The sequence below is a fragment of the Bradyrhizobium sp. BR13661 genome, from assembly GCF_029892425.1.
In the GTDB taxonomy this organism is placed as follows: Bacteria; Pseudomonadota; Alphaproteobacteria; order Rhizobiales; family Xanthobacteraceae; genus Bradyrhizobium.
Genome location: NZ_JARXWB010000022.1, coordinates 122,920 through 142,232 on the forward strand (window position 1 = coordinate 122,920; position 19,313 = coordinate 142,232).

The 19,313-nt window shown below is 62.9% G+C and carries 17 protein-coding genes; 8 read left to right on the forward strand and 9 right to left on the reverse strand.

The features are described 5' to 3' along the window. Positions 1-100: 100 nt before the first annotated feature. A complete protein-coding gene (locus M2427_RS29475) occupies positions 101-550 on the reverse strand; it encodes a flagellar basal body rod C-terminal domain-containing protein (RefSeq protein WP_280710388.1) in 450 nt (149 codons plus the stop codon). 115 nt (positions 551-665) lie between these two features. After that, positions 666-1,715, reverse strand: a complete 1,050-nt coding sequence (locus M2427_RS29480; RefSeq protein WP_280710389.1) for a hydroxyacid dehydrogenase — start codon at positions 1,713-1,715, stop codon at positions 666-668. Between the two features lie 242 nt (positions 1,716-1,957). Here M2427_RS29480 and M2427_RS29485 point away from each other — a divergent pair, with 242 nt between their 5' ends. Both M2427_RS29485 and M2427_RS29490 read left to right on the forward strand, forming a co-directional pair. Next, positions 1,958-2,524 carry a thiamine pyrophosphate-binding protein gene (locus tag M2427_RS29485; RefSeq protein ID WP_280710407.1) on the forward strand — a complete coding sequence of 189 codons (567 nt, stop codon included), beginning with the start codon at positions 1,958-1,960 and terminating at the stop codon, positions 2,522-2,524. An 8-nt stretch (positions 2,525-2,532) separates the two neighbouring features. Then, positions 2,533-3,129: a thiamine pyrophosphate-dependent enzyme gene (locus M2427_RS29490; protein WP_280710390.1), complete on the forward strand. Its 597-nt coding sequence runs from the start codon at positions 2,533-2,535 to the stop codon at positions 3,127-3,129. Positions 3,130-3,209: 80 nt separating this feature from the next. Here M2427_RS29490 and M2427_RS29495 read toward each other — a convergent pair whose 3' ends face one another. The 5 genes from M2427_RS29495 to M2427_RS29515 all read right to left on the reverse strand — a co-directional run bounded on the left by M2427_RS29495 (position 3,210) and on the right by M2427_RS29515 (position 9,141). Continuing rightward, positions 3,210-3,593, reverse strand: a complete 384-nt coding sequence (locus tag M2427_RS29495; RefSeq protein ID WP_280710391.1) for a DUF1236 domain-containing protein — start codon at positions 3,591-3,593, stop codon at positions 3,210-3,212. A 115-nt stretch (positions 3,594-3,708) separates the two neighbouring features. Next, on the reverse strand, positions 3,709-4,596 hold the full coding sequence (locus M2427_RS29500) for a 2-hydroxy-3-oxopropionate reductase (protein WP_280710392.1): 888 nt from the start codon (positions 4,594-4,596) through the stop codon (positions 3,709-3,711). Positions 4,597-4,607: 11 nt separating this feature from the next. Continuing rightward, complete coding sequence (gene hyi, locus M2427_RS29505; protein WP_280710393.1) at positions 4,608-5,393, reverse strand: hydroxypyruvate isomerase; 786 nt, start codon at positions 5,391-5,393, stop codon at positions 4,608-4,610. Between the two features lie 9 nt (positions 5,394-5,402). Then, positions 5,403-7,187, reverse strand: a complete 1,785-nt coding sequence (gene gcl / locus M2427_RS29510) for a glyoxylate carboligase (protein ID WP_280710394.1) — start codon at positions 7,185-7,187, stop codon at positions 5,403-5,405. 151 nt (positions 7,188-7,338) lie between these two features. After that, on the reverse strand, positions 7,339-9,141 hold the full coding sequence (locus tag M2427_RS29515) for an adenine deaminase C-terminal domain-containing protein (RefSeq protein ID WP_280710395.1): 1,803 nt from the start codon (positions 9,139-9,141) through the stop codon (positions 7,339-7,341). 327 nt (positions 9,142-9,468) lie between these two features. On the opposite strand from M2427_RS29515, the gene M2427_RS29520 reads away from it, so the two are divergent. Beyond that, positions 9,469-10,587, forward strand: a complete 1,119-nt coding sequence (locus M2427_RS29520) for a hypothetical protein (RefSeq protein WP_280710396.1) — start codon at positions 9,469-9,471, stop codon at positions 10,585-10,587. Here M2427_RS29520 and M2427_RS29525 read toward each other — a convergent pair. Beyond that, positions 10,584-11,432, reverse strand: a complete 849-nt coding sequence (locus M2427_RS29525; protein WP_280710397.1) for an IclR family transcriptional regulator — start codon at positions 11,430-11,432, stop codon at positions 10,584-10,586. The genes M2427_RS29520 and M2427_RS29525 overlap by 4 nt on opposite strands. Before the next feature lie 113 nt (positions 11,433-11,545). After that, entirely contained in the window at positions 11,546-13,675 is a 2,130-nt protein-coding gene (locus M2427_RS29530; protein WP_280710398.1) for an acetate--CoA ligase family protein, read from the reverse strand. 344 nt (positions 13,676-14,019) lie between these two features. On the opposite strand from M2427_RS29530, the gene M2427_RS29535 reads away from it, so the two are divergent. The 5 genes from M2427_RS29535 (at position 14,020) to M2427_RS29555 (ending at position 19,149) form a co-directional block, all read left to right on the forward strand. Beyond that, positions 14,020-14,715, forward strand: coding sequence for a GntR family transcriptional regulator (locus M2427_RS29535; RefSeq protein WP_166819518.1), 696 nt, complete (start codon positions 14,020-14,022; stop codon positions 14,713-14,715). A 63-nt stretch (positions 14,716-14,778) separates the two neighbouring features. Continuing rightward, positions 14,779-16,512 carry an oxalyl-CoA decarboxylase gene (gene oxc / locus M2427_RS29540; protein WP_280710399.1) on the forward strand — a complete coding sequence of 578 codons (1,734 nt, stop codon included), beginning with the start codon at positions 14,779-14,781 and terminating at the stop codon, positions 16,510-16,512. Positions 16,513-16,574: 62 nt separating this feature from the next. Then, positions 16,575-17,852, forward strand: coding sequence for a formyl-CoA transferase (gene frc, locus M2427_RS29545; protein WP_280710400.1), 1,278 nt, complete (start codon positions 16,575-16,577; stop codon positions 17,850-17,852). Positions 17,853-18,449: 597 nt separating this feature from the next. After that, positions 18,450-18,785 carry a GYD domain-containing protein gene (locus M2427_RS29550; protein ID WP_280710401.1) on the forward strand — a complete coding sequence of 112 codons (336 nt, stop codon included), beginning with the start codon at positions 18,450-18,452 and terminating at the stop codon, positions 18,783-18,785. A 61-nt stretch (positions 18,786-18,846) separates the two neighbouring features. Continuing rightward, a complete protein-coding gene (locus tag M2427_RS29555) occupies positions 18,847-19,149 on the forward strand; it encodes a hypothetical protein (protein WP_280710402.1) in 303 nt (100 codons plus the stop codon). Positions 19,150-19,313 lie beyond the last annotated feature (164 nt).

Sequence of the window (19,313 nt, forward strand, 5' to 3'; positions counted from 1 at the left end):
CCGGCACTCTAGTCCCATTTAGGGCAGATGAGGGAGGGAGATTTTGACGCGGATCAAGGCCTGGGGAAGTTCCCGCTGCTCATTTGGGCGACACCAGCCATCACGTCGTGATGTCGAGCAGGGTCTTTTCCGTCTCGGAATAGGCTTGAATGACCTTCGCATTGGCGATGTAGCTGTACTTCGCGGTCGCCAGCTGAACGAATTGGTCAGCGAGATCGACGTTCGGCGTCGCGACCATGCCGTCCTGGTTTGCGAACGAAGCGCTCGGGTCATATTGCGCGGTATAGCTCGGCGACACCGTCGACACGGTTGCGCTCGTGCCCCCCTGCGTCGAACCGCTCGATTGGTCGAGCTGATCGACGCGCAGCGGTACATAAGCCGCGGGATCAATTGAATTCGTGTTCGAACTTCCAGCGCTGGTCGATGTGCTCGATCCATCTGACGCAGGGAGCGGGCCGGTCGTGCGAACATTTGCAATGTTGCTCGCGGCCACGTTCGCACGCAAGCTCGCCGCGGAAAGTCCTGACGTCGCAATCGAGAGTATGCTCATGACCCCTGATCTACAGGACAAGTCATACACGTTCCCTCATAACATCAGTAAAATCCGTCGCTTTCTGTGCTCCTCCTCGTAACCAACGTCCGGAGCGCGATCAGACCTCGCGCCTCTACCCCGGCGTGACGCCAAAGGCCTGCCTGAAGCGCTCGGCATAAACGGGCCAGACCTCGGGATTGATGATGCGCGGCGGCCGCTTGCCGTCGAGCGTCTCCAGCACCTGCTCGGCGGCGATACGGCCCATGTTCTGGCGCGCCTCGACGGTCACGCCCGCGGTGTGCGGGCTCGCCAGAACATTATCGAATTGCAGCAGCGGATGCTCCGGCGGCGGCGGCTCCTTGGACCAGACATCGAGGCCGGCGCCCGCGATGCGCTTGTCGCGCAGCGCCCCCAGCAGCGCGTCCTCGTCGTGGATGAAGCCGCGCGCCGTGGTGATGAAATAGGCGTGCGGCTGCATCAGGCCGAATTCGCGCGTGCTGATCATGTTGCGGCTGCCCTTGTTGAGCGGACAGGAGATCGAGACGAAATCGGCGCGGCGCAGCAGCTCGTCGAGCTCGACCTTCGCGCCGCCCCGCTCGGCCATCACCTCTTTCGAGAGATACGGGTCGTAGGCCAGCACCTTCATGCCGAACAGGCCCTTGCACAGCGCGGCGATGCGGCGCCCGACATTGCCAAGACCAATGATGCCGATGGTCTTGTGCTCGATCTCGTTGCCGACGAGATCGTTGCGGTTGACGTTGGACTCCCGCCGCAGCTTTCGGTCGGACTGGATGATCCGCTTGGACAGCGTCAACATCATCGCCAGCGCGTGCTCGGCGACTGAATGCGCGTTGCCGCCGGACTGATTGACAACCAGCACGCCGGCATCGGTACAGGCCTCCACGTCGACAGGATCGAACCCGGCGCCGTTGCTGGAGACCAGCAGCAGGTTCGGCGTGCGCTTCAGGAAGGCCGCATCGACATGGAAATGCGAGGCCAGTTCGTCGCGGGCGGCGCCGATCTGGTAGACATGAGCCGCGCTGAGGATCGGGGCGTAAAAATCCTCGGGGCTCTCGTTCTCGATGCGGTCGAGCCGGACGTCGGGTCGCGCCTTCAGGATGTCGACATAGATCGGGTTGGCCAGATATTTGACGTAGAAGACGCGCTTGCTGTTGACCGACATCAGGATCCTTCCGGCTCTCTTACGGAGACCCGCAAGGTCAGCGCAATGCGCGCCCCACACCTAACGTCCCTCCCGTTTTCTCATTATGCCGCTTATGGCATGGCGGTGCCGGCCAAGGCAGGCCGTCTGGCGCAGATCACGGTGCCGGCCCGGACATGTTGACAATCCCGCCCGCTCCGTCAAGTTCGGCGGACCACCGCGACGGACAAAGAAGAAACATGCGCGGCACAGGGGAGAACGCGATGGCGATGGCGGAGCAGCAGACCTCGTTCGAGGCGGGACAGGCGGCTGGCGACAGAAGCTGGCATAGCATCGTCCTGCAAACCCTGAAGCGGAACGAGATCAACCTCATCCCTTATGTGCCCGACCGCGTGCTGACGCCGCTGATCAGGAATTTGCACGCCGATCCCTTCTTCACGACCTTTGCGACAGCCCGCGAGGAAGAAGCCGTCGGCATCGTCTCCGGCGCCTGGATGGGCGGCCGGCGCGGCGCAGTGCTGATGCAGACCTCGGGCTTTGCGACACTCGCCAACACGCTCGCCTCGCTCGCTGTGCCCTACCAGATCCCGCTGATCATGTTCGTCTCCGAGCGCGGCACGCTCGGCGAGTTCAACTACGGCCAATCGCTGGTGTGCCGCACCATGCGCCCGGTGCTGGATTCGCTGGCGCTGGAGCACCACACCATCACCCGGCTGGACGAGCTCGAATTCATCGCCGACCGCTCGATCAAGCAGGCGGTGACGACCCAGGCGCCGGTGGCGCTGATCCTCAACCCGCTGCTCACCGGCGGCAAGGTTTTCGACAAGTGAGCCCGGCCATGACCACACGCAACACCAAAGTGATGAATCGCTTCGATGTGACATCGCGCCTGGTCGCGAAGCTCAAGCACGAAGAAGCCGTCGTCGGCGGCATCGGCAACACCAATTTCGACCTCTGGGCCGCCGGCCACCGCCCGCAGAACTTTTACATGCTGGGCAGCATGGGCCTCGCCTTCCCGATCGCGCTCGGCGTCGCGCTGGCGCAGCCTGACCGCCGCGTCTTCGCGCTCGAAGGCGACGGCTCGCTCTTGATGCAGCTCGGCGCGCTCTCGACCATCGCGGCGCTGAAGCCGAAGAACCTGATCATGATCGTGATGGATAACGGCATCTACCAGATCACAGGCGCACAACCGACACCTGCCGCCGGCGTCGCCGATCTCGTCGCGATCGCCCAGGGCTCTGGCCTTACCAACAGTGCCTGCGCCGCGGACGAAGAGGACTTCGAGCGCCTGGTCGACCTGGCCATGTCGACCGACGAGCCCAGCCTGATCGCGCTGCGTATCGACGACAAGCCCGGCGTCGGAACCACGCGCAGGGATCCCGTGCAGATCCGCGAGCGCTTCATGCACGGCCTCGGTGTGCGCGAGCTGCTTTGACATCCAGACATTGACGACGACGAGACCCCGCGGAGCGTTACTCCACGGGGCCTCTGTTTCAAGGCCTGACGTTCAGCCGATCAGTCGATGATCTTGACGACGCGGCGCGTGCGCGGCTCGACGATCACGCGGCGATCGTTCACCACCGCGTAGCGATACTCGGTGTAGTTGGGCACGGGGCGCAGCACCACAGTCGGAGGCAGCGGCTCGCCGACCACGACGCGCTCCTGAACCACGACGGAATCATCGCGTGGGATACCACCCAGCACCGCATTCGGAATTTCGAGACCGGCGCCAACCGCCGCACCCACGGTGCCGCCAACCATCGCGCCAACCGGGCCGCCGATATCGCCGCCCGCACGCGCGCCGTTCCGGGCGCCCTCCTCGGTGGTCGATTGTGCAAAGGCCGCGCTCGACGCCAGCAGCGACACAGCAGCCAACGAAATCACAAGACGGGTCTTCATGTCCTTAACTCTCCAGTGCTTGTTGATGCCCCTTCAACTGCGGGGCCGGAGCGTTGTTCCGGTTCCCGCGCGGCGAAAGTTGCATCACATCTGGCGAGTGTTACCGCGTAACAGTTCAGGCCGATGCGATCTCGTGGCCCGCCATCAGTTCCAGCGCGCGCACCATCGCCGAATGATCCCAGCCCTTGCCGCCATGCGCGGTGCAAGACGAGAACAATTGCTGCGCCACTGCCGTGCTCGGCAGCGATAGGCCGAGCGAACGCGCGCCTTCAAGCGCAAGGTTGAGATCCTTCTGGTGCAGTTCGATGCGGAAGCCCGGATCGAAATTGCGCTTCACCATGCGCTCGCCATGCACCTCGAGAATCCGCGACGAGGCAAAGCCGCCCATCAGCGCCTTGCGCACCAACGCCGGATCGGCGCCGGCCTTGGATGCGAACAGCAGCGCCTCGCTGACTGCCTCGATCGTCAAGGCGACGATGATCTGGTTGGCGACCTTCGTCGTCTGGCCATCGCCATTGGCGCCGACATGCGTAACGTTCTTGCCCATCTTGTCGAAGATCGGCTTCATGGTGCCAAAGGCCCGCTCCGGCCCGCCCACCATGATGGTGAGGCTCGCCGCCTTGGCACCGACTTCGCCACCCGACACCGGCGCATCGAGATAGTCCGCGCCCAGCGCCTCGATCTTCTTTGCGAATTCCTTGGTCGCCAGCGGTGAGATCGAGCTCATGTCGACCACGATCTTGCCTTTGGAAATGCCATCCGCGACGCCGTCCTTGCCGAACAGCACAGCTTCGACATGCGGCGTATCCGGCACCATGATGATGATGGCGTCCGCCTCCTCCGCGACCTCCTTCGCCGAATTGCAGGCGATGCCGCCTGCTGCGATCAGCTCGGGCGCCACGGGCGCAACGTCATGCAGGAGAACGCGATGGCCCGCGGCCAGAAGATGGTCGGCCATCGGCCGTCCCATGGTGCCAAGTCCGATAAAGCCGATGTCGATCATGTCAGATGTCCTCAGGTCTCGAAGGTCTGCGCGGCATGCCAGGAGAGGCCTTCCAGCGTCGTGGTACGCGGCTTGTATTCGCAGCCGATCCAGCCGCGATAACCGATCGCGTCGAGATGGCGGAACAGGAAGGGATAGTTGATCTCGCCGGTACCCGGCTCGTGCCGGCCGGGATTGTCGGCAAGCTGGATGTGCGCGATCTCAGGCAAATATTCCTGCATGGTGCGGGCGAGATCGCCCTCCATGATCTGCATGTGATAGATGTCGTATTGCACGAACAGATTGTTCGACCGCACCTCGGAGATGAGCTGGATCGCCTGCTCGGTGCCGTTGAGGAAGAAGCCGGGAATGTCGAGCGTGTTGATCGGCTCGACCAGCAGCTTGATGTTTTCCCGCGCCAGCGTCGAAGCAGCGAAGCGCAAATTGCCGACCAGTGTCTCCTGAAGTTCGCGCGGGTCGGCATCCGCAGGCGCGATGCCGACGAGACAGTTGAGCTGATCGCAATCGAGCGCCTTGGCATAGTCGATGGCGCGGAATACGCCATCGCGGAATTCGGCCGCGCGATCGGGCATGATCGCGATGCCGCGCTCGCCGGCGCCCCAGTTGCCGGCAGGCAGGTTGTGCAACACTTGCGTCAACCCGTGAGCCTCGAGCTGCTCGCGGAGCTGTGCCTTGTCGAAATCATAGGGAAAGAGATATTCGACCCCGGCAAAACCTGCCGCCTTCGCCGCGGCGAAGCGGTCGATGAACGGCATCTCGCCGAAGAGCATGGTGAGGTTGGCTGCGAATTTTGGCATGGCTATCCCCTATTCCGCCGGCTGCAGCACGCGCGTGCTTCCGACCTCATCGAGCGGAAGGTCCAGCACCTCCTCGAATTCGACGATGTTGTCGATCTCCGTTCCCATCGCGATGTTGGTGACGCGCTCGAGGATGAACTCGACCACCACGGGCACGCGATGCTTCTTCATCAATTCGCGTGCGGTCGCGAATGCCGCCTGCGTGTCCTTGGGATCGGTGACGCGGATCGCCTTGCAGCCGAGGCCTTCGGCCACCGCGACGTGGTCGACGCCATAGCCACCAAGCTCTGGCGCGTTGATGTTCTCGAACGAGAGCTGGACGTGATAGTCCATCTCGAAGCCGCGCTGGGCCTGGCGGATCAGGCCGAGATAGGAATTGTTCACGACAATGTGGATGTAAGGCAGATTGAACTGCGCTCCGACCGCGAGCTCCTCGATCAGGAACTGGAAGTCGTAGTCGCCGGAGAGCGCAACGATGTCGCGATCCGGGCACGCCGCACGCACGCCGAGCGCCGCCGGCAGCGTCCAGCCGAGCGGCCCCGCCTGCCCCGCATTGATCCAGTTGCGCGGCTTATAGACGCCGAGGAACTGCGCGCCGGCGATCTGCGACAGCCCGATCACGGTGACATAGGTGGTGTCGCGGCCGAACGCCTTGTTCATCTCCTCATAGACGCGCTGCGGCTTGATCGGCACGTTGTCGAAATGGCTCTTGCGCAGCATAGTCTTCTTGCGATCGCGGCAGGCCGCAGGCCAGGCCTGGCGCTCGCGGAGCCTGCCTGACCGGCGCCACTCCCTGGCGACGGCAACGAAGAGCTCGAGCGCGGCCTTCGCGTCGGAGACAATGCCGAGATCGGGATTGAACACGCGACCGATCTGGGTCGGCTCGATGTCGACATGCACGAAGGTGCGGCCCTTGGTGTAGGTCTCGACCGAGCCGGTGTGACGGTTGGCCCAGCGATTGCCGATGCCGAGCACGAAATCCGACTCCAGGAGCGTGGCATTGCCATAGCGGTGGCTGGTCTGAAGGCCGACCATGCCGGCCATCAGCACGTGATCGTCGGGGATCGCGCCCCATCCCATCAGAGTCGGGACGACAGGCACGTTGGCGATCTCGGCGAACTCCACCAGCAAATCCGAAGCATCCGCGTTGATGATGCCGCCGCCCGCAACGATCAGCGGCCGCTCGGCCGCGTTGAGCATCTCCAGCGCTTTCTCTACCTGCTTGCGCGTCGCGGCCGGCTTGTAAACCGTCAGCGGCTCATAGGTCTCGTCGTCGAACTCGATCTCGGCGAGCTGCACGTCGAGCGGCATGTCGATCAGCACCGGTCCTGGCCGGCCCGACCGCATCACATGAAACGCCTGGCTGAACACACGCGGCACCAGCGCCGGCTCGCGCACCGTCACCGCCCACTTCGTCACGGGCTTTGCGATCGACTCGATGTCCACGGCCTGGAAATCCTCCTTGTAGAGCCGTGCGCGCGGTGCCTGTCCGGTGATGCAGAGGATCGGAATGGAATCGGCAATCGCCGAATAAAGCCCGGTGATCATGTCGGTGCCCGCCGGCCCTGAGGTGCCGATGCAGACGCCGATGTTGCCGGCCTTGGCCCGGGTGTAACCCTCCGCCATGTGCGAGGCGCCCTCGACATGGCGCGCCAGGATATGGCGGATCGAGCCGCGCTTCTTCAGCGCCGAGTAAAGCGGATTGATCGCGGCCCCGGGAACGCCGAAGGCGGTCGAGATGCCTTCCTTCTCCAGGATACGCACGGCTGCATCGACAGCTCGCATCTTCGCCATATCAGACCTCGCTCCGTTAATTCAGTGAGCGAGATCATCGGGTGCGCGGGATGCGATCTCAACGAAGCAGATTTTATTTTCCACGATGCGGCAGCTGTGGAAAAACCGTGGCCACCTCAAGCGGTTAGATCAAGGAATTTGTGAAACAGGATCACTCGAACAGCGGCGTCAGCTCCATCTGCGGGACCAGCACCAGGCCCTTGTCGGTGATGCGAATTTCCGGAATGACCGATAGCGGAATCAAATTGAAGCCCATGTAGGGGATGGTGCAGCCGGCTTCCGCCCATTCCTTCTTGAGCACCTTCACTTCTTCGGCCACCTCCGTAACGCGCTTGTCGGACAGCAGGCCCGCGATCGGCAGCGGAACCAGCGCCCTCACCTTGCCGTCAGCAACCACGCAGACGCCGCCCTGCTGCTCTTTGATTGCTGCGATCGCCACTTGCATGTCTGCTTCGTTGGTGCTGGCAACGATGATGTTGTGGCTGTCGTGACCGACGCTGGAGGCAACCGCGCCACGCTTCAGGCCGAAATCCTTCAATAGGCCATAGGCGACGTTGCCGGCCGATTTACCATGGCGCTCCACGACAGTGACGAAGCACAGGCCATAACGCGCGAACAGCGACGGCCAGTCCTCGGCCGGCTCGATCACGACCTTCTCATGGATCAGCGTGATGCCGGGCAGCGCAGTCTTGATCGCGTTGACCGTACAGACCTTCGTCGGGAGTTCCGGCGTCAGCTTGAGCTTCTCTGGCAGCTTGACGGTGACATAGGCCGCCTTGGGATATTGATAGCGCTGCGACAGCGCCTGATCGAGGCGCGGCGTGATCTTGCGGTTCTCCACCACCAGCTCGCCGCCATACCAGGTCGATTGCGGCTTGAGATTGTCGTCCATCAGCACGAGATCGGCACGACGGCCGCCACCGAGTCCGCCGATGTCGCCCTCCATGTTGAACCGCGTGGCGCCGTGCAACGAGCCCATCGACCAGGCCTGCTCCGGCGACATCCCGGCTTTCACCGCTTCCCGCACCACCCAGTCGAGGCCGAACAGAAGCAAATCATCAGCGTCGCGGTCGTCGGTGCACACCGCGGTGCGCTTGTGCGATGCCCCCAACTCGGTGATCGTCCGGATCGCCTGCGGTAGCGAATGCCATGGCGTGGTCGGCGGGCCACCGCGCAAGAACACCCAGACGCCGGCATCGAGCAGATCGTCGGCGATGTCGCGGTCGATCGCCTCATGGGTATCGGTCACGCCTGATGCCGCGTAAGCGGCGACGAATTCCCGTCCATAGACATGGCCGGAGACCGGCCGCCCCCGCTTCAAGGCCGCTGCAAGGATTGCATGGCTGCGCTCGTCGCCCATGGTCACAGGCACGAAATCCATCTTCTCGCCAAGCGCCACGGCTTCAGGCCAACGGTCGAACAGGCCGGCGATCTTGTCAGGTGTGAGATCGCCCCCCGCAGTTTCCAGCTCGGCCGAAGTCGCCGGGACCGTGCTCGGCACCGTCAAGAAGATCGAGAGCGGGGCCTCGCGCGCGTCCTCCAGCATTGCCTCGACGCCGGCGACGTCCATGACATTGCCGATCTCGTGGCTGTCGCAGAAGATCGTGGTGGTGCCGTTCAGCAGCGCCGCCTCGGCATAGGCACAGGCCGTCACCATCGAGGATTCGATGTGGATGTGCGGATCGACCAGCCCCGGCGCAATGATGCCGCCAGCGGCGTCGTAAGCCGCGACGCCGTTCCAGGTCCTCTTCGCCGTGCCTGATGGTTTCACCGCCGCGACGCGGCCGCCAGTGATCCAGACCTCCCGTTCCGGATGGATCCGCTCCGAATAGGTCGAGAGCACCCGCGCGCCCGTGATGACGAGGTCGGGCATCACGCGCCCGGAGGCGACATCGGCGAGACGGCTCGTCATGGCGTACAGCGGCGCGACGGAAAAGCGGGTGAGTTTGGTCATCGGAACTCCAGGCGGAGGTGGATCGTCCGGCGATGGTTGCGCCCTCACGCTAGAGGGGCAACTCAATTAAAACGGCACTTCTGCTTACTCATTGGGCATGACCGGCAACCGCCAAATGGCCGTCACGGCCATCGATTGCCGCCGGAGCATAGCACGATGCCGCTACCGCCGACCTTCCTCATCCGATACAGCTTCGAATGAACTTCCCCCGCACGGCTGCGACCAACTCAGGCCATGCTCAGACTCCTCGCCCTCCCCATCGAGCTATTGCGGATCGCCTTTTATGCGTTGCAAGGCCTTGTCGACGCTGTGCGGGCGCGCAACCGGTTGAACTTGGAATTCAGCGTCCTCGTCAACGCGCCGCGCGATGCCGTGTGGCAGTTCAGCGCCGCCGATCGCATGGTGCTGGATGGCCCGCCCGTGCTCGAAATCTCGCGTGAGCCCATTCCTGATAGCGACGACCTGTGGCTGACACGCTTGCTTGTCAGTGGCCAGCCCCGGACGCAGGGCGTTGGGCGTGAGCTCGTGCGTGACGAAGCGGAGGGCGTCATCATCGCCCAAATGGTGGCGCACGAGCTGTCCGTGCCTCCGGAGGGCGGCCGCAACGTCAAATCGGGGATGCGCGTCGAAGCGACCGAGCACGGAACGTCGCTCACCGTTTTCAGCGAGATGACGGTCAGCTCCTTCCGCGATCGCATCATCTATCCTATCGGATTGCGCCGAATGGCGACGCTGATCAAGCAGCAGTGCGAGACCGAGGCTGGCACGCACAGCCGGGCGGCTGCGCTCGCAAATAACGGCGTGATTCTGTCGTTACTCGCGCTTCTGAGCTTCTGCTACCTGTTCGGCTGGAAAGAAGGTGTGCTGCTGGCAATCGTCGTCGCCATTCATGAGGCCGGACATGTCGCGGCGATGCTGATGGCCGGTGTCGGTGTCCGCGGCATCTACCTCATCCCTTTCTTCGGCGGCGCCGCCGTGCCAAAGACCGCCTACCGCACCGAAGGCCGTCTCGGCTTCATCGTCCTGATGGGACCCGGCTTCAGCCTCGTTCCGACGCTGGGTCTGTTTGCGATGTATCGCGCGAACGGCGGGGCCGATCTTCTCCAGGCGGTGCAGATGTTCGCGATCATCAACGCCGCCAATCTGCTGCCGATCTATCCGCTCGACGGCGGATTGATCCTCAACGCGCTTGTCGGTTCGCTGAGCCGCAGTTTCGCGCAGGTCGTGGGTTGGATCGGCGTGCTTATTGGCCTCGGGCTTGCACTTTACTTCCAGTCCTTCCTGATCGGCATTCCCTTCCTGCTGTTTGCGCTCCAGCGCTCTTTGTCCAGCAGCAAGACGTTTCAGCTCGAGCGGCTTTCATTCGCGGGCGGCTTGGCACTGGCGGGCGCGTCGATCACGACGTTCGTCCTGTATGTCTACATGATCAGGGCCGTGCTCGATTAGGACGACTTTGGCTCCGACACGCCGCCGCCGAGCGCCGCGGTGAGCTCAGCCGCCACCTCGCGCACCATCCGGCCAACCTCCGGCAATCGCTGGTCGGTAATGCGGCTGGTCATGCCTGACACCGAGATCGCGGCCAGCGGCTCGGCGAGCGCGTTGTAGACCACCGCCGCGACGCAGCGCAGGCCGATCTGAGCCTCCTCATCGTCAACAGCAAAGCCCTGCTGGCGCACCGTCGCGAGCTCTTTGAACAGGTCGCTCGGCCGCACGATCGACTTTTCCGTGAGCCTCGGCATACCGTGATGGCGGATCACGGCGCCGACATCCTCGTCCGAGTAGGTCGCGAGAACCGCCTTGCCGACGCCCGAGGTCACCATCGCGACGCGGCCGCCGACCTGGGTCAGCGAGCGCATGATTTCTCGGCTTTCCATGCGGGTCAGCACGATGATGAATTCGTCGTCAACCACGGCGAGATTGGCCGTCTCGCGGGTGAGATCGCGCAGCTTGCGGAGATATGGAATGGCCTGCGTGGTGAAATTGCGCCGCCGCGCAAATGTCGCGCCCACCGTGAAGGCGCGCGAGCCGACATGCCATTTCGAGTCCGTGCGGTCGAACTGGACGAAGCGGCGGCTTTCCAGCGTTGCAAGCAGGCGATGCACCGTCGAGGTCGACAATCCCGTACGTATCGCAAGATCGCTCAGGCGATAGCCCTCGTCGTCCTCGGCCAACGTTTCCAGGATCGATAGCGCGCGATCGACGGATTGCACACCGCCGTCGCGGGTCTCAGGCTCATGGTCGGCCGCGGATTTCGGCTCGACGGTCCTGCGGCGGATCACGTTCTTGCTCATCGCGACCTGCATGTCAGCCAGTCAGATGATTGGCGCTCGTGCCCTGAAATTTTCCCGCATCGCGGGAAATGTCGCTCCGGTGCCTCACCGGAGCGACATTTTTCGTCGACAGCTCAGAGCAGGCCCGCGCCGCGCGCCCACTTGTACTTGGCGCCGAGCACTTCGACCGGAAGCTCGGTCGAGTACGCATAGGCTGGGATGCCGTTCTGGTAGAGATATTCGGCGGCTTCCTCGACCTCGACATCGCCGGCCAGTGAGGCCACGATCGGCTTCACAAAACCCTTGGCCTCCATCTCCTTCTTCACCTCGACCATGTTGCGGGCGAACACCATCGGCGGCGTGACGATCGTGTGCCAGTAGCCGAGGATCAGCGAGTGGATGCGCTCGTCCGACAGGCCGAGCTTCACCGTGTTGACGTAGGTGATCGGCGGCTCGCCGCCGGTGATATCCACGGGATTTCCTGCCGCGCCAAACGGCGGGATGAACTTGCGGAAGGCCGCATCGAGGTCCGGCGGCATCGACATCAACGACAGGCCGTTGTCGACGCAGGAATCCGACAGCAGCACGCCCGAGCCACCAGCACCGGTGATGATCAGCACGTTCTCGCCCTTTGGCGTCGGCAGCACCGGCACGCCGCGGGCGAATTCGAGCAGCTGCCGCAGCGAGCGGGCGCGGATTACGCCGGACTGCGCCAGCACGTCCTCGTAGATCTTGTCGTTACCGGCGAGCGCGCCGGTGTGCGACGAGGCCGCCTTGGCGCCAGCCGAGGTGCGACCGGCCTTGAGCACGACGACCGGCTTCTTCTTGGAGACGCGCTTGGCGGCTTCCGCAAAGGCGCGGCCGTCCTTGAGGTCTTCGCAGTGCTGCGCGATCAAATTCGTGTTCGGATCCTGCTCGAAGAAAGCGAGCAGATCGTCCTCGTCGATGTCGGACTTGTTGCCGAGGCCGACGATCGCGGAGACGCCCATCTTGGCCGAGCGCGAGAAGCCGATGATCGCCATGCCGATGCCGCCCGACTGCGACGACAGCGCCGCATGGCCCTTGACGTCGTAAGCCGTGCAGAACGTCGCGCAGAGATTGGCCGGCGTATAGTAGAAGCCGTAGATGTTCGGCCCCATCAGGCGGATGTCGTACTTCTTGCCAACCTCGACGATCTCGGCCTGAAGCTCCGGCGCGCCGGCTTCAGCGAAGCCCGACGGTATCAGCACCGCGCCCGGGATTTTCTTCTCACCGCATTCGGTGAGCGCCGCGGCCACGAACTTCGCGGGGATCGCGAACACGGCCGTGTCAATCACGCCAGGCACATCCTTGACGCTCTTGTAGGCCTTATAGCCAAGGATCTCGGCCGCCTTGGGGTGGATCGGATAGATCTCCCCCTTGTAGCCGCCATTGATGAGGTTCTTCATCACCGAGTTGCCGATCTTGCCATCCTCGGCGGAGGCGCCGACCACGGCGACCGCCTTCGGCTGCATGATACGGCTCATGGCGGCGACGATCTCTTCGGTCGGGCGCGGCTTCGGCTTGGGCTTGTAGGCGAAGTCGACGACGATGCGGACGTCAGCTGCGATTGCGTCCTTTGCGGTGGCGAAGACGGGGTTGAGGTCGAGCTCGATGATCTCGGGGAAGTCAGTGACGAGCTGGGAGACCTTGACGATGACATCAGCCAGCGCCGTGCGGTTCACCGGCTCGCCGCCGCGCACGCCTTTCAAGATTTCGTGTGCCTGGATGCCGTCGAGCATCGACAGCGCGTCTTCCTTGGTCGCGGGCGCGAGGCGGAAGGTGATATCCTTGAGCACTTCGACCAGCACACCGCCGAGGCCGAACGCCACCAGCTTGCCGAACGAGCCGTCGGTGATCGAGCCGACGATGACCTCAGTGCCGCCCGCCAGCATCTGCTGGACCTGAATGCCCTCGATCTTGGCATCGGCCTTGTACTTCTTCGCGTTCCCGAGAATGGTCTCGTAAGCCTTCTCGGCATCCTGCGCCGTCTTGACGCCGACGATGACGCCGCCGGCTTCGGTCTTATGAAGAATGTCCGGCGAGACGATTTTCATCACGACCGGGAAACCCATCGCGGACGCCATCTTGCCGGCCTCGCCCGCCGACTTCGCCACGCCCTCTTTCGGCACCGGGATGCCGTAGGCGTCGCAAACCACCTTGCCCTCGGGGGCCGTCAGGCTGGTGCGGTTGTCGGCCTTGACCTGGTCAAGGACCTTGCGGACGACGTCTTTGGAATTGGACATGAGCTTCTCCCTCGACCTTCAGTTCTTGCTTTGCAGAGCGCGCGTGATGCGGCTGCCGTGATACCTGCCATCACCGCGCTCTGTTCCGTGTGGCGGAACGGCGCGGCGAAATGCCTTGATTACTCCGCCAGCTTGGATCAAAAATGGCCAGCGATGGCATTTGGTATGCCAGAAGCCAACTTGTCAAGTCAGAGCACGACCTATATCGCCGCAAAAAATGGTCAGCTTGACATTCTGGCATGTGGTATGCCAAAAACTTTCCAGTAAATATTCCTGTAAAAGACGACTCCCACTGGAGGAGAATCGTCGTGTCACTGCGAAAACCAACCAAGGCGTTGCCGACCATGGCCGAGGCAGACATCGCAATCGTTCGTATTGCCCCGGAGAGTAGCTTCAAGAACAAGGCGTATGACGCCTTGAAGGAAGCTATCCTCAAGATGGACATCTATTCGACGCCGGAGCCGGTCATGCTCGACGAGCGCGCATTGTCCGAACGTCTGGGCGTCAGCCGCACACCGATCCGCGAAGCCATCGCGATGCTCGAGCAGGACGGTTTCGTGAAGACCGTGCCGCGCCGCGGCATCATGGTGGTGCGCCGGACCAAGAGCGAGATCGTCGACATGATCCGCGCCTGGGCGGCGCTGGAAAGCATGGCGGCGCGCCTGATCACCACGACCGCACGCAAGAAGGACATCACGGCGCTACGCGACTATTTCAAGGATTTTGGCAAGGACCGCCTGCCCGAGGATCACGTCGAGGAATATTCGCGCGCCAACATCGCCTTCCACCAGGCGCTGATCTCATTGTCGGAATCCCCTGTGCTGGTCGATCTCACCAACGATCTGCTGCTGCACGTACGCGGCTATCGACAACTCACCATCGGACGCAAGGACCGCACCGCGACGTCCCTGCCCGAGCATCTCGGCATGATCGAAGCGCTGGAGGCGCGCGACACCGAGCTCGCCGAGAAGCGCGCCCGCGACCACACCCTCGGCCTTGCCGCTTACGTCGAAGCGCATGGCCAGGAACTCTTCACCTAGCAACATTCACCAGAAGGGCGAACCATTCGCCCCACCTACCTTGAGACCAGGGAGACAAGGCCCATGCTGAACACCGCGACCAAGTCCGAAGCACCGGGCACCGAGCAGGAACTGACGGATGGCTTTCATCTCGTCATCGACGCGCTCAAGCTGAACGGCATCAACACCATCTATAATGTGCCGGGCATCCCGATCACGGATTTGGGCCGCATGGCGCAGGCCGCCGGCATTCGCGTGATCTCCTTCCGCCACGAGCAGAACGCGGGCTACGCCGCGGGCATCGCCGGCTATCTCACCAAGAAGCCCGGCGTCTGCCTCACGGTCTCCGCACCCGGCTTCCTCAACGGTCTCACCGCGCTCGCGCACGCCACCACCAACTGCTACCCGATGATCCTGGTCTCGGGCTCCTCCGAGCGCGAGATCGTCGACCTCCAGCAGGGCGACTACGAAGAAATGGACCAGCTCGCGATTGCAAAGCCGCTGTGCAAGGCGGCCTATCGCGTGCTGCACGCCCAGGACATCGGCATCGGTTTCGCCCGCGCCATCCGTGCCGCGGTTTCTGGCCGTCCGGGCGGCGTCTATCTCGACCTGCCGGCAAAACTGTTCGGCCAGGTGATGAACGCCGAAGCTGGCCAGAAATCGCTGGTCAAGGTGATCGATGCTGCGCCTGCGCAGATCCCCTCGCCTGCATCGGTGAAGCGCGCGCTTGACGTGCTCAAGGCCGCGAAGCGTCCGCTCATCATTCTCGGCAAGGGCGCGGCCTACGCGCAGGCCGATGAGGAGATCAAAAACTTCGTCGAGAAGAGCGGCGTGCCGTTCCTCCCGATGAGCATGGCGAAGGGCCTGCTCCCCGACTCGCATCCGCAATGCGCGGGTGCTGCGCGTTCGACGGTGCTGAAGGATTCCGACGTCGTCATGCTGATCGGCGCGCGGTTGAACTGGCTGCTGTCGCACGGCAAGGGCAAGAGCTGGGGCGATCAGCCGAAGAAGTTCATCCAGGTCGACATTGAACCCAAGGAAATGGACTCCAACGTCGAGATCGTCGCGCCCGTCGTCGGCGACATCGGCTCGGTGGTCTCGGCCTTCAACCAGGCGATGGGCACGGGCTGGACCGCCCCGCCCGCCGAATGGACCAAGGCCATCTCGACCAAGCGCGACGAGAACGTCGCCAAGATGGCGCCGAAGCTGATGAACAACAAGTCGCCGATGGATTATCACGGCGCGCTCGGCGTGCTGAAGAACGTGATCAAGGACCACCCCGAGGCGATCCTCGTCAACGAAGGTGCCAACACGCTCGACCTCGCCCGCGGCGTGATCGACATGTACAAGCCCCGCAAGCGTCTCGACGTCGGCACCTGGGGCGTGATGGGCATCGGCATGGGCCAGGCGATCGCGGCTGCGCTCGAGACCGGTCACCCCGTGCTCGCGGTGGAAGGCGACTCGGCCTTCGGCTTCTCCGGCATGGAGGTCGAGACCATCTGCCGCTACAACCTTCCGATCTGCGTCGTCATCTTCAACAATGACGGCATCTATCGCGGCACCGACGTCAACGGCGCCAACTCCGATCCGGCAACCACCGTGTTCGTCAAGGGCGCGCGCTACGACAAGATGATGGAGGCCTTCGGCGGCGTCGGCGTGAATGCGACCTCGCCGGACGAACTGAAACGCGCCGTCAACGAGGCGATGGCGTCACGCAAGCCGACGCTCATCAACGCGGTGATCGATCCGGCTGCCGGCTCGGAGAGCGGCCGCATCGGCAACCTCAATCCGCAGAGCGTTCTGCAGAAGAAGAAGTAAGTCCCCCCTCAACCCTTTATTCCCTGCGGGTGCAGGGGCAGACAGAGTACGGAGCATAGACGATGACCAAAGCGCTCGAGGGCGTTCGCATTCTCGACTTCACCCACGTCCAGTCCGGACCGACCTGCACGCAGCTGCTGGCATGGTTCGGCGCCGACGTGATCAAGGTGGAACGCCCGGGCGTGGGTGACATCACCCGCGGCCAGCTGCAGGACATCCCGAACGTGGACAGCCTGTATTTCACCATGCTCAACCACAACAAGCGTTCGATCACGCTCGACACCAAGAACCCCAAGGGCAAGGAAGTCCTCACCGAGCTGATCAAGAAGTGCGACGTGCTGGTCGAGAATTTCGGCCCCGGCGTGCTCGACCGCATGGGCTTCCCCTGGGAGAAGATCCAGGCGATCAACCCGAAGATGATCGTCGCGTCGATCAAGGGCTTCGGTCCCGGACCTTACGAGGACTGCAAGGTCTATGAGAACGTCGCGCAGTGCACCGGCGGCGCCGCCTCCACCACCGGCTTCCGCGACGGCCTGCCGCTCGTCACCGGCGCGCAGATCGGCGACAGCGGCACCGGCCTGCATCTGGCGCTCGGCATCGTCACCGCACTCTACCAGCGCACGCATTCGGGCAAGGGACAGCGCGTCACGGCTGCGATGCAGGACGGCGTGCTCAACCTCGCGCGCGTCAAGCTGCGCGACCAGCAGCGCCTCGCCCACGGTCCGCTCAAGGAATACAGCCAGTTCGGCGAAGGCATTCCGTTCGGCGATGCCGTGCCGCGCGCCGGCAACGATTCTGGCGGTGGCCAGCCCGGCCGCATCCTGAAGTGCAAGGGCTGGGAGACCGATCCCAACGCCTACATCTACTTCATCACCCAGGCTCCGGTCTGGGAGAAGATCTGCGACGTGATCGGCGAGCCGACCTGGAAGACCGATCCGAACTACGCCAAGCCGGCGGCGCGCCTGCCGCGGCTGAACGAGATCTTCGGCCGCATCGAGCAGTGGACGATGACGAAGACCAAGTTCGAGGCGATGGAGATCCTCAACAAGGACGACATCCCCTGCGGCCCGATCCTGTCGATGAAGGAGATCGCCGAAGACCAGTCGCTACGCGCGACCGGCACCGTGGTCGAGGTCGACCACCCCACCCGCGGCAAGTACATCTCGGTCGGCAACCCGATCAAGCTGTCGGACAGCCCGAGCGACGTCACCCGCTCTCCGCTGCTCGGCGAGCACACCGACGAGGTCCTGCGCGCGGTGCTCGGCTTCAGCGACCACCAGGTCGCCGAGATCCACAAATCAGGCGCGCTCGACCCACCGCAGAAGCAGGCAGCCGAGTAAGCGGACGCACATCGATCAAGACAAAGGGCTGCCCTTCGGGGCGGCCCTTTTTTCTGAGAGAGGCCGTGCGGTCGCAGCAGAAGCTGCGAAAACAACCCCATGCACAGTAGCCAACCCCTTGGCGCCATACGCAATTTCGTTTTTATCGAATTTTTCCTTGGCCCGTCGGGCAAAACAGGGGTAGGATGGCACGATCGGAAAGAGCGGGCGGCTGAACGTTGAGGCATGGGCGCGCTAGCCGTCCGGCCAAAAAAACAACCCAACGATTTCAACCTCAGATCTCCTCAGTCATGTCGAGCTCAAAGGCCCACCGGATCAGAGGGGGTCGGTCAGGTGCGGGCTCGAGGAGCGACACAAAACCTTGGCACGGCGGGCGGCGTTGTTGCTTGTGTCAACAAGCACTCGCTGCGGCCGCAGATGGCGCCATCCGAGTGCTTCGACAAATCGAGATTACACGCAATGTTTTCCAAACACTCCCCGCTCTCCGAGGGTTAGTCTGCTCTCTCGAACGCAAGTCATTTTTCCCTTCACGTCCATTGCTTCAAAGCCAGAACGACCTTTGCCCAATTGATTGCTCACGAACGAGAGGAAATCGCCATGCATTTCTGCTTGACCGCACAATACACGCCGCAGGCCCTCAACAACCTCATGGATAATCCCACGACCAACCGCTACGAGGCGGCCAAGAGTCTGGTTGAGTCTGCCGGCGGAAAATTGATTTCAATGTACAGCACCGCGGCCGACGGTCCTGGCGTCATGGTCGTCTTCGATGTGCCCGACTCCAATGCAGCACCGGCGATATCCGGCATTTTGGTCGCATCGGGCGCCGCTCACAACGTCACGCTCACGCGCCTCTGGACACCGGACGAGATTCAACACGTCAGACAGAAGGCCCGCCAGCTCCGCGGGGCGTACAATCCGCCTGGCAAGTAAGAGGCGGCATTCGAACTACGTTTTGAGATCAATTTGTTCGCAACAATCATTGGAGATAACCATGCGCGTCATGCTCAAATTTACATTGCCGGTCGAAAAGGGGAACGAAGCGTTCAAGGACGGATCGCTTGCAAAGACGGTCGAGTCGATCATGAACGACCTCAAACCCGAGGCAGCCTATTTCGCGCCGTTGGACGGCAAACGCGGAGGGATGATATTTTTCAATCTCTCGAAGCCGTCGCAGATCGTCGAAGTTGTTGAACCGCTCTTCTTGAATCTCAATGCAGAGACTGAAATCGTGCCAGTCATGGCTCCTGACGACTTGCGCGAGGGACTCTCAAAAGCCGCCGCTACTCAGAAGTAATCCGACGTTTCGAAAGCCCGATGAGGGTCATCCGGATTACGGTGCCAGTGCTGGACTGCACCCCTGAACTGAGACACGATAATTACAGTGACAGCGGGGTTGTCACGATGCGTTACCGCGCATTGTTTTGCGCGAAGGCGGTTTCGAACTCAAGGGGCGATTGG

What these genes read in the sequence shown, in the direction of transcription:
- M2427_RS29515 (WP_280710395.1), bottom strand. Translation starts at nt 9,141, where the DNA reads ATGACCAAACTCACCCGCTTTTCCGTCGCGCCGCTGTACGCCATGACG.
- frc (WP_280710400.1), top strand. Translation starts at nt 16,575, where the DNA reads ATGACCAAAGCGCTCGAGGGCGTTCGCATTCTCGACTTCACCCACGTC.
- M2427_RS29555 (WP_280710402.1), top strand. Translation starts at nt 18,847, where the DNA reads ATGCGCGTCATGCTCAAATTTACATTGCCGGTCGAAAAGGGGAACGAA.
- M2427_RS29495 (WP_280710391.1), bottom strand. Translation starts at nt 3,593, where the DNA reads ATGAAGACCCGTCTTGTGATTTCGTTGGCTGCTGTGTCGCTGCTGGCG.
- M2427_RS29535 (WP_166819518.1), top strand. Translation starts at nt 14,020, where the DNA reads ATGGCCGAGGCAGACATCGCAATCGTTCGTATTGCCCCGGAGAGTAGC.
- M2427_RS29485 (WP_280710407.1), top strand. Translation starts at nt 1,958, where the DNA reads ATGGCGATGGCGGAGCAGCAGACCTCGTTCGAGGCGGGACAGGCGGCT.
- M2427_RS29550 (WP_280710401.1), top strand. Translation starts at nt 18,450, where the DNA reads ATGCATTTCTGCTTGACCGCACAATACACGCCGCAGGCCCTCAACAAC.
- gcl (WP_280710394.1), bottom strand. Translation starts at nt 7,187, where the DNA reads ATGGCGAAGATGCGAGCTGTCGATGCAGCCGTGCGTATCCTGGAGAAG.
- M2427_RS29475 (WP_280710388.1), bottom strand. Translation starts at nt 550, where the DNA reads ATGAGCATACTCTCGATTGCGACGTCAGGACTTTCCGCGGCGAGCTTG.
- M2427_RS29530 (WP_280710398.1), bottom strand. Translation starts at nt 13,675, where the DNA reads ATGTCCAATTCCAAAGACGTCGTCCGCAAGGTCCTTGACCAGGTCAAG.
- hyi (WP_280710393.1), bottom strand. Translation starts at nt 5,393, where the DNA reads ATGCCAAAATTCGCAGCCAACCTCACCATGCTCTTCGGCGAGATGCCG.
- M2427_RS29500 (WP_280710392.1), bottom strand. Translation starts at nt 4,596, where the DNA reads ATGATCGACATCGGCTTTATCGGACTTGGCACCATGGGACGGCCGATG.
- M2427_RS29525 (WP_280710397.1), bottom strand. Translation starts at nt 11,432, where the DNA reads ATGAGCAAGAACGTGATCCGCCGCAGGACCGTCGAGCCGAAATCCGCG.
- oxc (WP_280710399.1), top strand. Translation starts at nt 14,779, where the DNA reads ATGCTGAACACCGCGACCAAGTCCGAAGCACCGGGCACCGAGCAGGAA.
- M2427_RS29490 (WP_280710390.1), top strand. Translation starts at nt 2,533, where the DNA reads ATGACCACACGCAACACCAAAGTGATGAATCGCTTCGATGTGACATCG.
- M2427_RS29480 (WP_280710389.1), bottom strand. Translation starts at nt 1,715, where the DNA reads ATGTCGGTCAACAGCAAGCGCGTCTTCTACGTCAAATATCTGGCCAAC.